Here is a 12,538-nt window from a genome sequence, read left to right on the forward strand (position 1 = left end):
ACGTCGGGCACTTCCGGTACTTCAGGCACCTCGGGCACGTCCGGCACGTCGGGCACTTCCGGTACTTCAGGCACCTCGGGCACGTCCGGCACGTCGGGCACTTCCGGTACTTCAGGCACCTCCGGCACCAGCGCCACCCCGCTCGGCAACGTCCTCCAGCAAACCGGCACGCTCGTCACGGCACTGGGCACGACGGTCGCGAACGGCGGGTCGCAGATCGGCGGCGTACAGGTCCCCGGCACGAACCCGACGACGGCCACCAGCATCGGCAATGCGGTCACCAGCCTCGGCAACGGCGTGCAGTCGCTCGGCAACGGCGTCGCGGCCGGCCTTGGCTCGATCGGCGTGTCGCCGAACCCGCTCGGCCCGACGCTCACTTCGACCACCGGCCTGCTGACCGGCGCCGGCGGCGCCGTCAACAACCTCGGCAACGCGGTGACGAGCCTCGGCACCGGTCCGCTGGCGCCGCTCGCGCCGGCGACGACCCTGGTCGGCAGTCTCGTCAACACGGTCGGCACCGCGGTCAACTCCACCGCATCGGCGCTCAACACGGCGCTGAACAGCGCGCCGGTCCAGCAACTCGAGACGCAGCTCGGCAGCGTGATCAACCCGATCACCAACACGCTGACCGGCGGCGTCACGACGCCTGGCGCCACGCAGACGCTCGGCAACGCGACCCTGCTCGGCGCCCCGCTCAGCGGCCTGCTGAACACGCTCGGCAGCGGCCTCGGCCTCGCCGGTACGCAGGTCGGCAGCGCGACCGGCAACCCGGTCGGCACGAGCGCCGGCAACAGCGTGTCCCAGCTCGGCAACACGGTGTCGTCGACAGGCGGCCTGCTGTCCAGCGGCAGTTCCAGCAGCGGCACCAACCCGCTCGCCCCGATCACGGGCGTGCTCGGTTCGCTGACGGGCGCCCTCGGCGGCGGCAGCAGTTCGAGCGGCTCCGGCGGCACCAGCGGGACGAGCGGCACCAGCGGCGGCCCGCTCGCGCCGATCACGGGCCTGCTCGGCACGGTGACGGGCGCCCTCGGCGGCCTCGGTTCGAGCGGTACGGGCGGCACCAGCGGCACGAGCGGTACCAGCAGCTCGGGCGCCGGCAGCCTGCTGGCACCGGTCACCGGCCTCGTCAATTCGCTGACGCCGCTTGGCGCAAGCCTCACCGGCACGGTCACGACGCCGGGCGGCAACCTGACCGGCAACCTCGGCGGTGCGCTGACGAGCGGCCCGGTCGGCACGCTGACGGGCTCGCTGACGTCGGCGGCCGGCACGCTCGGCGCAGTCGGCACGGCCAGCCCGGGCGGCGCGGCCGGCACGGTGACGACGCCGTCCGGCAGCGGCACCGTCACGGCCGGCCTGACCGGCAGTTCGAACGGCGGCACCGCGGCTGGCGCGACCAACCTGCTGGCACCGGTGACGAACCTGCTCGGCGGCCTGCTCGGCACCGCCCCGAAGAAGTAACGCGTCACGTATCAGAACCACAGGCCAATGGCCGGGCACATACCAATCCAAAGCCCGGCCGATGGCCGGCGCCACCCGCCAAGCGGGGGCGCCGGCCGTCATCCCGACGAGGATCCGATCATGAATTCCACGCTCGACGGCATCGCCGCGGTCCAGGACCGCCCGCCCCGTTCCGCCACGCCGTTCCGCGCCGGCCTGCTCGGCATCGCGGCCGGTCTCTTCGCGCTGTGGATCACGCGCGACCAGCCGAGCCTCGATGCGGCCACGCGCGCGGTCGTCGCCAGCCTCGCGATCATCGGCACGATCGCGCTGCACGAAATCTTCATCTCGCGCGTCTACCTGCGCCCGAGCGCGGGACTGTCGCGCCAGGCCGTGCGCCCGCTCGGGCTCGCCCGCGTCGCGACGCGGCTCGGCGCGCTGACGTCGATCTACGCCTGCATCGCCGCGATCTACTGGCTGCTGCCCGAATATCACGGCGCGTTCTACCTGCCGTTCTGGTCGCTGCTGCGCTCGCTCGCGCCGTACGTGATCGTCGCCGCGCCGTTCTACTTCGCGTGGATGGATCGCCACCAGCGCGAGACCGACGACGCGTACCTGCTGTGGGGCCGCTACCTGTTCCGCCGCGAGCAGCCCGCGAGCTGGCAGCCCGTGCGCGAGATGCTCGCCGGCTGGGGCGTGAAGGCGTTCTTCCTGCCGCTGATGACGGTCTACCTGTCGAAGGACGCCGATCACCTGAGCGCATCGCTTGCGCACGCAGTGAACGCGCCGATGACGATCGCGACCTTCGTGTTCCTGTACGACCTGTCGTTCACGATGGACCTGATGTTCGGCACCGTCGGCTACCTGTGCACGTTCCGCATCCTCGACAGCCACGTGCGCACCGTCGAGCCGACCACGCTCGGCTGGGTCGCCGCGCTGATGTGCTACCAGCCGTTCTGGTCGCTGATCTCGAACAACTACATCCGCTACGAAGGCTCGCTGTTCTGGGACAACTGGCTGCTGTCCGCGCCGACGCTGCGCGTGATCTGGGGCGCGGCGATCATCCTGCTGCTGATGACCTATGCGCTGTCGACGATCTCGTTCGGGCTGCGTTTCTCGAACCTCACGAACCGCGGGATCATCACGTCGGGCCCGTATCGTTTCACGAAGCATCCGGCGTACATCACGAAGAACCTGTCGTACTGGATGGTGTCGGTGCCGTTCGTCGAGCCGCTCGGCTGGCAGGTCGGGCTGATGCACTGCGCGGGGCTCGTCGCGGTCAATCTGATCTACTACACGCGGGCGAAGACGGAGGAACGTCATTTGATGCGCGATCCTGACTATCGCGCGTATGCGGAATGGATCGCGCAGCATGGGTTGTTAGCGCGGATCAGGCAGGCGTTCGGGGTGCGGCAGGCAGGGTGAGGCGGCGGCGCGACGAGATCGCCGCAACCACCGTGTGAAGAAGGTCGTTGCGGCTCGGCGATCCTTGGACGGGCCCGCTCCCATGAGCAGATCCTGATGAAGTTCGTCTGCCGTGAAGTGTGTGTAATTTCGAGACAAACACCGACAAGCGACATCGACACATCCGCCCCTTGCGACCGATTGTCGCGAAACACCCTCGATTCCCCGCGTTTCGTCGCTTTTCTCCCGCCGTCCGGTTGCCCGTCCCGTGCCCGTCGCGTATGGTGCTGACCGTCCGCGCGCCTGCCGCCCGGACCTTCGACCGTCGTCACGCACGACGGCCGCGCGGGCCGCGCCCGCCATCACCGTCTCCGCGGCACCGCCGTTCGGCGCCGCGCGTTCATGAGGAGAGAGGCGTGATCCACAAAGTCCTGATCCTGTTCGCACTCTGCATCGCGGGCCTCGCCGCGATCGCCGCCGGTTTCCAGCACATCCCCAGCTGATTCGCGGCCCCGGCTCGCACGTCGAGCCCGGGGGCCGCTGCCATTTCCTTTCCCGTTTGCGATGAACCCCTTTCTCGATGCGCCCGGGACGGGCGCCTTTTGCCATGCGTATCGACGTACAGCATTCCCAGCACGACATCGACGATGAACTCGACATGCTCCACGCGCGTCTGAACCAGCCGGGCCATCGCCTGCACGGCCTGCCGGCCGTCGCGCTCGGCGACTCGGGCCTGATCGTCCGCCACCGCGAGGCCGACGGCGAATATTTCCTTTACGTCGAGGATCCGTCGGCCCGGCAGCTCGCCGGCTACACGATCTTCAACCGGCTTCCCGAACTGCCGCGCCGCGCGGACCGCTACCTGCGCGCGCCGCATACGCGGCTGCGCGGGTCCGCGCAACGCAAGGGGCTTGCGACGACGCTGTATCGATGGGGACTCGACGCGGGTCTCTGCCTGATCAGCGGCGCGCGTCAGTCGGTCGGCGCGGCACAGCTGTGGACCGCGCTCGCGCACGACTACCGGCACGGCTTCGTCGACGTCGAAGGCCGCGCGCTGCGCTATCTCGGCGAAACCGTCGCGGACGACGTGTACGGTGCGCTGCATACGCGCCGCCTGTTGCTCGGCGACGGATGGACACTCGGTGACCTGGCACGGGCAACCGGGATGCGCGACACGGTTGCCACCCGGGGTCAGGACACGCAGTTGCCGCGGAACGGACGCGAATCGCATCACCTGCGCCGCGTCGCCGACGCGCGACACGTTGCTCGCGCCCCGATGAGATAATCCGGCGGATCCGCGCGCCGTCGCCGCGCAAGACTCCCACCCCTACGCTCCTCGATGGCTATCGAACCCCGAACCGATTCCGAGCGCCGCATCGACATCGTCGCGCTGTGCGGCAGCCTGCGTGCACAGTCGCACAACGCGGCGCTGCTGGACGCAGCCGCCCGCGTTGCGCCGCGCGGGATGCGCATCACGCGTTTCGATCGTCTCGGCGAGTTTCCGCTGTTCAACCCCGATATCGAAGATCCGTCGCCGGCCGCGGTGCGCGACCTGATCGAGCGGCTGAATGCCGCGGACGGCGTGCTGATCGCGAGCCCGGAATACGCGCACGGCGTGACGGGCGTGATGAAGAACGCGCTGGACTGGATCGTGGGATGCGAGGCCGTCGTGTACAAGCCGGTCGCGGTATTGAACGCGTCGCCGCGCGCGACGCATGCGGACGCGGCGCTGCGGGAAACGCTGTCGGTGATGTCGGCGTGCATCGTCGAGCGCGCGTCGATCACGCTGCCGATCCTCGGCAGCCGGCTCGACGCGGCGGGCATCGCCGCGCATCCGCCGTTCGCATCGGCGCTGACCGACGCGTTGCACGCGCTGCGCGCGGCGATCGACGAGCAGGCGACCGCTCGCTAGACAACGATCGGCGCGGCGCAAGTGCGTGCGTTATCGCGCCTTGGTGCGCGTGGTCTTCTTCGCCGGCTTCAGCGTCTTCGCGGCTTTCGCGCGCGGCGCCTCCTTCTCCGGCTGCGCGCCGCCGCCGGCCAGATCCTCGAGCCACGCCAGCGCATCGATGTACGACAGGAACTGCTGCAGGTATTCCGGCGACAGCTCGCGCATCGTCGCGAGCGACCGGTGCACGAGGCTGTTCGAATTGAGCGGTCCCGCGTTGCGCGGCACCTGGTCGAGCGACTGGCGGTACTGCTGTTCGGTGCGGACCTTCGACCACATCGCGCGGAAGTAGTCGATCAGCGCGGGATCGATCCCGCGCCGGTCAGCCTCTGCATCGCGCGCGAGGCGCTCGACGAGCCCGCCGATCGCACCACGCACAGGCGCCTGCGCGTTCGCTTGCGCCGCCGAGCTGGCGGCTGCCGCTTCACCGGCTCGCGCGACGATCTGCGCAAACCCTTCCAGCAGCATCGCGAGCCGCGCATCGAGCAACGCGCGCGCATCGCCGTCGAGCGCGGCCGCGCGCTTCTCGAGCGCGTCGAGCCGATGGAAGCGCACCGGATCGAGCCGGTCGGCGCCCTGCTCGCGCCACGCGTCGAGCGTCGCGCGCACGTGCGTCGCATCGTCCGTCACTTCGCCTTCCCTCCGCTCGACGCGGTCTTGCGCGGCACCGGCGCGATCTCCACGCGACGGTTCTTCGCGCGGCCTTCATCGTCCGCGTTCGAGCTGACCGGCTGCTCGGAGCCGAACGCGGCCGCGAACACCGACTTCGCCGGCACGCCGGCGTCGATCAGCGCACGCGTGACCGTCAGCGCGCGCTTGGCCGACAGTTCCCAGTTGTCCGCGAACTGGCGGTTGCCGGCACGCACCTGCTGGTCGTCGGCGAAGCCGCTGATCATCAGGATCTCGTCGCGCGTCTTCAGGTAGGCGGCCAGCGGCGCAGCCAGCGTCTTCAACAGATCGCGGCCCTCGGGCTGCAACTGGTCGGAGTTCAGCGCGAACAGCACGTTGCCGCTGATGCCGATGCGGCCGTTCACGAGTGTCACGCGGCCGGCCGCGAGCGGCCCGGCCAGCGCCTCCTCGAGCGACTTGCGCTGCTGCGCTTCCTGCTGGCGCGCGCGCACGGCTTCCTCGAGCTTCGACGTGAGCTGCAACTGCATGCCGATCACGCCGACGAGGATCAGCACGAATGCGCCGAGCAGCACCGACATCAGGTCGGCGAACGCGGGCCACACCGGCGCGGAAGGCGCGCCGTCGTCGATTTCGTCGTGCATGCGTTACGCTCCGACCGATGCCCGCCGACCGGCGATCTGCTGCAGGTCCTCGACGATCTGCTTCTGCGACATCATGCTCAGGTCGATCACCTCGCGCGCCTGCGCGACGTAGTACTCGAGCTGCTCGTCGCTGCGCGCGAGCGATTTCTCGAGCGCGGCCTCGATGCGCTGCAGGTGGTTCAGCAGCTTGTCGTTCGACTCGCCGAACACCTGCACGGCCGCGCCGAACGCATCGCCGAGGCTCGCGACCTCGACCGCACCGGCCGTGACCTGTGCGGCGACCGAATCGAGCTTGCGCGTTTCGGCATCGACGGTGTCGTTGAAGCGCGCGCCGACGCGCTCGAGCAGGTCGGCCGACGTGCTGACGAGCGCATCGATCGCGGTACGCTGTTCGGTCGACGCGTGATTGACCGCGCCGAGCAGCGTCTCGAGCGTCGCGAGCAGGCGGCTGCGCTCCTCGAGCATCGCGGTGTCGCGCACCATGCTGTCGGACAGGCGCTGGCGCAGTTCGGCGACGACGTCGGCCGCGGCCTTCGGCGCTTCCGATGCGGCCTGCACGAGGCGCGAGATCTCGTTGATCGTGTCGCTTGCATGCACCTGCGCCTGCGCGGTGATGTCGTTCGCGGTGCGGGTCAGCGTGTCGCAGATGTCCTGCTGGCGCGTCGCGGCCTGCGCGCTCGTCTGCGCCCATTCGTCGCGCAGCGCGGCGGCCATCGCGGCGAGCGAGTCGTTCCATGCGGACAGGCGTTCTTCGTCGCGCGCGGCCAGTTGCGTTTGCAGGCCCGTGTGCGATTCGCGGATCGTCGACAGCAGGTCATTCGAGCGTTGTTCGAACGTGGAAGCTTGTGCGGTCAGATCGCGCGTCGTTTGTGCGAGTGCGTCGCAGATTTCCTGCTGACGGCCCGCGCTGTGTACGCCCGCGCGCTGCCACTCTTCGCCGAGCTTTGCAGCCATCGCGGCTAGCGAATCGTTCCATGCCGACAGGCGTTCTTCGTCGCGTGCGGCCAGTTGCGTTTGCAGCCCCGTGTGCGAATCGCGGATCGTCGACAACAGGTCGTTCGAACGTTGCTCGAACGTCGCTGCTTGTGCGGTCAGATCGCGCGTGGTTTGTGCAAGGGCGTCGCAGATTTCCTGCTGACGGCCCGCACTGTGCACGCCCGCGCGCTGCCACTCGTCGCCGAGCTTCGTCGCCATCGCGGCGAGCGAGTCGTTCCATGCGGACAGGCGCTCCTCATCGCGCGCGGCCAGTTGCGTTTGCAGCCCCGTGTGCGAATCGCGAATCGTCGACAGCAGATCGTTCGAACGTTGTTCGAACGTAGACGCCTGTGCCGCGAGATCGCGCGTCGTTTGTGCGAGCGCATCGCAGATTTCCTGCTGACGGCCCGCGCTGTGCGCGCCCGCGCGCTGCCATTCGTCGCCGAGCTTCGTCGCCATCGCGGCGAGCGAGTCGTTCCATGCGGACAGACGTTCCTCGTCGCGTGCCGCGAGTTGCGTCTGCAAGCCCGTATGCGACTCGCGGATCGTCGACAGCAGATCGCTCGAACGTTGTTCGAACGTAGACGCCTGTGCCGCGAGATCGCGCGTCGTTTGCGCCAGCGCATCGCAGATTTCCTGCTGACGGCCCGCGCTGTGCGCGCCCGCGCGCTGCCATTCGTCGCCGAGCTTCGCGGCCATCGCCGTCAGCGACGCATTCCACGCCGCCAGGCGTTCCTCGTCGCGCGCGGCCAGTTGCGTCTGCAGCCCCGCATGCGACTCGCGCATCGCGGCGAGCGCCGCGCCGGAATGCCGCTCGAAGGTCGCGGCGGCTTCGCCGAGCGCCTGCGCATGCTGGCCGGCCAGCGTCGCGCCGACCTGCTCCTGGCGCGCGAGCGCATCGCGCCACACGTCGGACAGCCGGCTTTCGGTCGATTCGAGGCGCGTCGCGACGCCGTCGAGCAGGTCCGTCGACCGCTGCGCGAAGGTGTCGGTGAACTGGCCGAGCGTCGTCTGCAATTGCTGCGCGACGGCGTCGCCCGCGCGGCGCTGCTCGTCGAGCGCGCGGTTCCAGACGGCCGTCACGTTCCCGGTGGTCTTCTCGAAACCGTCGGTCAGCCCGTCGAGCTGACGCTGCACGGCGCCCGTCACGGTGTCGCGCAACGCGGCCATCTCCTGCGCGAGCCCCGTCATCGTCGCCGCGACGACCGGCTGCAGCGCGGCACCGGCGACGCGCGCGCTCTCGGCGGCGCTTTCCTTCAGCGCATCGCCGACGTTCGACGCCAGGCCCGCATACGCGCGCTCGGTCCGATCGAAGAACGCCTGCTGGCTTTCGATCTGGCGATCGTGCAGCGCGACGCTGCGCGCCTCGAGCGTCGTCATCATCGTCTGCAGCCGGTCGACCAGGGCCGGCATCACGTCGGCCTGGCGCTGCAGCAGCCGGAAGGATTCGTCGCGTTGGTGTGCGGACGAATGCACGCGCAGCGTCGTCGCGATCTTCGCGTCGAGTTGCTGGCCCGCGTCGAGCCGTTCGCGGCGCACGAGCGCGGACAGGAGGCCGAGCATCGCCGACGTCGCGACGCCCGCGATCGACGTGCCGAACGCGAAGCCGAGGCCCTTCACCGGCGCGATCAGCGACGCGCGGATCGCGTCGAGGTCGGTCGCGCTTTCGAGCGCGGCGCCCGTGCCCTTCAGCGTGACGACCATCCCGAGCAGCGTGCCGAGCATGCCGAGCAGCACGAGCAGGCCGACGAGATACGGCGTCAGCGACGGGCCCGGCAGCGCGACGCGCGCGCCTTCGACGCGTGCCCGCACGGCGCCGCGCAGGCCCGCGGGCAGCGTGTCGAGCCAGGTGTCGAGCTGCGCCGGCGGTTCGGTCAGCCCGGCCACCGCGCGCGACAACGTGGCGGTCGCCTGCCGGTAGCGCCGCAGCTCCCACGCACCGGCGACGTAGCACGCGCCGATCAGCAGCGTGACGGCCGTCGCGAGCGGGTTCGACGCGACATAGCCGACGCCGATCCAGCACACTGCGAGCAGGCCGGCGATGAAGACAACGAGATCAAGACGAATTCTGGACATAGCGTAGGGATTAGCAGGTACGAAGGGCCGCGAGCAGCCCGTCTACCGTTTGAAACCGGACTTCGAGTTCGGCGAGCAGGATGCTTTGCATCTCGTTGCGGAACGTGTCGAGCCACGTGCCGGGCACGATCGCCACAGCGGGCGGTGCGTCGCCGTCGGGATCGGCAGCGGCCGCCGCTTGCGCGTCGGCCAGCGCCTGCCGTTCCGCGTCGCGCAGCCGCTCGAAGCGCGTGCCGAGCAGCGCGGGCACGGCGGACAGCAGGCTGCGCTCGCGCGCGCCGAGCACGCGCTCCATGATCGCGTCGAGCGCCGCGAGCCGCGCCATCCCGGACGCGCGCGCGGCCAGCGCGACCCGCAGGCGGCCGCGCAACTGGCCGATCGCCGTTTCCATTTCCTGCTGCAGGGACAGACAGCTCTGGCGGAAATCCGCGAAGTCCGCCGTGTCGGCGGGCGGCGGCGGCATTTCGCCTGGGCGCCGCCGCGTACGCGGACGGTGGGCGGCCGTGATCGCCTGCGCGAGGTCGTGACGCACGCGCGCGCAGTCGCGCTCGGCGTCGTAACCGCGCACGCCGGCCGCGACGCCGGGCGGGCTCGCATTCAGCGCGGACGACAGCGTGATCGCGTCGGTCCAGCCGAGCCACTGGCTCAGGCGGTCCGACAGCGTCTGCCGGGATTCCGCGACGTCGGCATCGGTCAGGCGCGCGAGCAGCCGGACGAGCGTCGGGCCGCTCAGTGCCGGGCGCGGGGGTGCTTGCACCATGCTGCAAACCGTCAAAAAAGGCAGCAGTTTACACGTCGTCGGGAGGTCGGCCGCCAGAATCGGGGAAGCGGCCCGGCACGGCACGCCGCGCAACCGGCGCGAACGCCCGCCGTACAAGGCTCGCGGGGCGGTTGTCGGGGTTTTCGCCAGCGCCGGCGCGGGTCAGGCGACGAGTCGGGCCGCGTTCCAGAGCCGGCGCGGGCGGGCGGGCCGGTTCGGGGTTCGGGCTCTCACCTGTGCATCAACAAACATTCACCCACACGCGTTTCCATCACGGACGTGCGGTACCATCGCGACACCCGCCACGCGAATCGCGTCCGACGCGGGCCCGCGCCGCCATGCAGCCGGCGCGCGGGCCGCCACCGGCCGCATTCCGGGTATCCGGCCGATATCGGCGGGTCGCAGCGCGCGCCCCCAAGGGAGACGGGTGGCGCCGCCCATGACAACGAGAGATCAATAACAGACGGGCCCGCCCGACCGCATACGATGATTTCCGACTTCGTCGCGCGCCTGCGCGAGCGCTTCAGCAAACCGCCCAGCCGGCAGGACTTCGCCGAACGCCTGATCGCCGCGCTGCGCGCGACCGGCGACACGCGCGAGTGGCTTCACGAGCACGACAAGGGCCGTCTCGTGCAAGCCGATGCCCCGTCGAACATCATCAACCTCCACAACCTGTTCCGCGATTACGCGGACGCGAAGCCCACCGAGCGCGAAGCGACGCTGCTGCGCCAGGCGAACGCGATGATGCAGCACGAGATTCCGGCGAACTTCGCGGACGTGCGCGCGCGGCTGCGCCCCGTGATCCGCAGCGCGACCGAGCGCGGCACGGTCGCGCTGCAGCTCGCCGGACAGCCCGAAGCGTCGGAGGTGGCGTTCCGGCCACTGTGCGAGAACCTCGAGATCGGCATCGCGTACGACGGCGAATTCAGCGTCGCGCGGCTGACGAGCGCGCGGCTCGCCGAATGGGGCGTCAGCTTCGACGCCGCCTGCGACATCGCGATCGACAACCTGCGCGGCGCGTCGTCGGCACCGTGGGTCGCGTTGCGCGACGGCGTGTTCCTGTCGCAGTTCGGCGACTACTACGACGCGTCGCGGCTGCTGCTGACCGACCTGCTGCATCGCCAGCCGATCTCCGGCGCGCCGGTCGTGATGGCGCCGAACCGGGCCGTGCTGCTGCTCACCGGCGACCGCAACACGGCCGGTCTCGCGACGATGGTCGAACTTGCCGAACACGCGCGCGCGCAGCCGCGTCCGCTGCCGCCGCTGATGCTGCGCTGGGACGGCGCCGCGTGGCGGAACTTCATCCCGGCAGGACTGGAGGCGAAGCTGCACGCGCTGCGCGTGGACGAACTCGCCGGCGACTACCAGGATCAGCGCACGCAGCTGGACGAGCTGCACAAGCGGGACGGCACCGACATCTTCGTGGCGACCTACACCGTGTATCGACGGCAGAACGGCGAACTGTTCAGTGTCAGCGTGTGGAGCGACGGTGTGCCGACGCTGCTGCCCGAGACGGACATCGTCGTGCTCTACCGGGAAGCGACGCGGCAGTCGGCGCACGTGCCGATGGCCGCGCTGCGGGACGCGTGCGGCGACCTGATGACAGCCACCGCGCATCGGCCGGTGCGGTATGAAGTGAAGGCGTTTCCGGACGAGGCGCGGTTCGCGGCGCTGCTGGAGCGGTTTCCGGCGGTGTGACGCGCGCTCGCGCGGGCGGATTGAGCGGATTGGGCGGATTGGGCGGATGGGCGGATGGGCGGATGGGCTGATGAGCGGATGGGCTGATGGACGGGGCGGACGGGGCGGATGGGCCCAAAAGAATCGCCCGGCTCGGACCGTCCCGCCACCGGACGGAATGACCGGCCGCGCCGGCATGCCCGTCGGGAATGAAACGACGGTGCGCGCGAGCGGCACCGCCTGCCGTCAGATCCCCGCTTTCGGCGCGTTCAGGATCAGCCGCAGGCCGAGCAGCGTGATCGCGCCGGCCGCGACGCGGTCGACCCACTTCTTCGCGCGCAGGTAGAGTTCGCGCGGCCGGCGGGTCGAAAAGCACAGCGCAACGATCGTGTACCAGCCGAATTCGACGCCGAACACGAGCGGCGGCAGCGCCAGGTAGCACCACAGCGGCGGATGCTGCGGCAACAGCGCCGCGAAGATGCTGCCGTACCAGATCGCCGTCTTCGGATTGCTCAGCTGGGTCGTGAGGCCGGTCCAGAACGACTTGCGCGCGCTGCCGGCGACGACGGCCTGCGGGTCGTCCATCGCGATCGGCCGGTCGGCGCCGCGCCAGATCTTCGACGCCATGTAGATCAGGTATGCGCCGCCGGCCACCTTGAGCCCGACGTACAGCCATTCGACCGCCTGCAGCAGCGTATAGAGCCCGGCCAGCGCGACGCCGCCGAACGCGATCCCGCCGACACCCATGCCGAGCGCGGTCGCGAGCCCGTCGCGGCGCGACAGCCCGATCGAATTGCGGGCGACCAGCACGAAACTCGGTCCCGGAATCATTGCGCCAAGCCACAGCGCGGCCAGAATGGCGAGTACGGCAGCCGATGCAGTCATCGAAGTCTCCTTGGTCGGCGGCGCCGAAACGCCGGCGCCTGCGTGTCGCGTCGAGAATCGAGTCGCATTGCATCGATCGCCGACGCTGAAGCCGACGATTCTGGC

General features: G+C 70.1%; 10 protein-coding genes. 5 read left to right on the plus strand and 5 right to left on the minus strand.

The genetic code is table 11. The features are described from left to right. From DID99_RS14960 to DID99_RS14975, 4 genes are all read left to right on the plus strand, one after another. The coding region (locus DID99_RS14960; protein WP_260444578.1) for a collagen-like triple helix repeat-containing protein at positions 1-1,458 on the plus strand (1,458 nt) is incomplete at its 5' end. Positions 1,459-1,578: 120 nt separating this feature from the next. Beyond that, the gene (locus DID99_RS14965) at positions 1,579-2,862 is read left to right on the plus strand and encodes an isoprenylcysteine carboxylmethyltransferase family protein (protein ID WP_124667028.1); all 1,284 of its coding nucleotides are present in this window, start codon (positions 1,579-1,581) and stop codon (positions 2,860-2,862) included. Positions 2,863-3,448: 586 nt separating this feature from the next. Beyond that, positions 3,449-4,126, plus strand: coding sequence for a histone acetyltransferase (locus DID99_RS14970; RefSeq protein WP_185733774.1), 678 nt, complete (start codon positions 3,449-3,451; stop codon positions 4,124-4,126). A gap of 54 nt (positions 4,127-4,180) precedes the next feature. Further along, complete coding sequence (locus DID99_RS14975) at positions 4,181-4,753, plus strand: NADPH-dependent FMN reductase (protein WP_124667030.1); 573 nt, start codon at positions 4,181-4,183, stop codon at positions 4,751-4,753. A 30-nt stretch (positions 4,754-4,783) separates the two neighbouring features. On the opposite strand, the gene DID99_RS14980 is transcribed toward DID99_RS14975, so the two are convergent. From DID99_RS14980 to DID99_RS14995, 4 genes are read right to left on the minus strand one after another with little or no spacing between them, the layout of a single operon-like run. Further along, a complete protein-coding gene (locus DID99_RS14980; protein WP_124667031.1) occupies positions 4,784-5,419 on the minus strand; it encodes a DUF2894 domain-containing protein in 636 nt (211 codons plus the stop codon). Next, on the minus strand, positions 5,416-6,060 hold the full coding sequence (locus tag DID99_RS14985) for an OmpA family protein (RefSeq protein ID WP_124667032.1): 645 nt from the start codon (positions 6,058-6,060) through the stop codon (positions 5,416-5,418). Before DID99_RS14985 ends, DID99_RS14980 begins: the two co-directional genes overlap by 4 nt. A gap of 3 nt (positions 6,061-6,063) precedes the next feature. Then, a complete protein-coding gene (locus tag DID99_RS14990) occupies positions 6,064-9,111 on the minus strand; it encodes a DUF802 domain-containing protein (RefSeq protein WP_124667033.1) in 3,048 nt (1,015 codons plus the stop codon). 10 nt (positions 9,112-9,121) lie between these two features. Beyond that, a complete protein-coding gene (locus DID99_RS14995) occupies positions 9,122-9,871 on the minus strand; it encodes a DUF3348 domain-containing protein (RefSeq protein ID WP_124487639.1) in 750 nt (249 codons plus the stop codon). A 486-nt stretch (positions 9,872-10,357) separates the two neighbouring features. Between DID99_RS14995 and DID99_RS15000 the strand changes: the two genes are divergently transcribed. Continuing rightward, a complete protein-coding gene (locus DID99_RS15000; protein WP_124487640.1) occupies positions 10,358-11,569 on the plus strand; it encodes a hypothetical protein in 1,212 nt (403 codons plus the stop codon). A gap of 225 nt (positions 11,570-11,794) precedes the next feature. On the opposite strand, the gene DID99_RS15005 is transcribed toward DID99_RS15000, so the two are convergent. Beyond that, positions 11,795-12,433, minus strand: coding sequence for a LysE family translocator (locus DID99_RS15005; protein WP_044845331.1), 639 nt, complete (start codon positions 12,431-12,433; stop codon positions 11,795-11,797). Positions 12,434-12,538: the final 105 nt, after the last annotated feature.

This window comes from Burkholderia sp. Bp8986 (assembly GCF_003854225.1).
Taxonomy (GTDB): domain Bacteria; phylum Pseudomonadota; class Gammaproteobacteria; order Burkholderiales; family Burkholderiaceae; genus Burkholderia.

Excerpts from the sequence above, each read along its gene's own strand:
- DID99_RS14965 (WP_124667028.1), top strand. The coding sequence starts at position 1,579 with ATGAATTCCACGCTCGACGGCATCGCCGCGGTCCAGGACCGCCCGCCC.
- DID99_RS14970 (WP_185733774.1), top strand. The coding sequence starts at position 3,449 with ATGCGTATCGACGTACAGCATTCCCAGCACGACATCGACGATGAACTC.
- DID99_RS14975 (WP_124667030.1), top strand. The coding sequence starts at position 4,181 with ATGGCTATCGAACCCCGAACCGATTCCGAGCGCCGCATCGACATCGTC.
- DID99_RS14985 (WP_124667032.1), bottom strand. The coding sequence starts at position 6,060 with ATGCACGACGAAATCGACGACGGCGCGCCTTCCGCGCCGGTGTGGCCC.
- DID99_RS14990 (WP_124667033.1), bottom strand. The coding sequence starts at position 9,111 with ATGTCCAGAATTCGTCTTGATCTCGTTGTCTTCATCGCCGGCCTGCTC.
- DID99_RS14995 (WP_124487639.1), bottom strand. The coding sequence starts at position 9,871 with ATGGTGCAAGCACCCCCGCGCCCGGCACTGAGCGGCCCGACGCTCGTC.
- DID99_RS15000 (WP_124487640.1), top strand. The coding sequence starts at position 10,358 with ATGATTTCCGACTTCGTCGCGCGCCTGCGCGAGCGCTTCAGCAAACCG.
- DID99_RS15005 (WP_044845331.1), bottom strand. The coding sequence starts at position 12,433 with ATGACTGCATCGGCTGCCGTACTCGCCATTCTGGCCGCGCTGTGGCTT.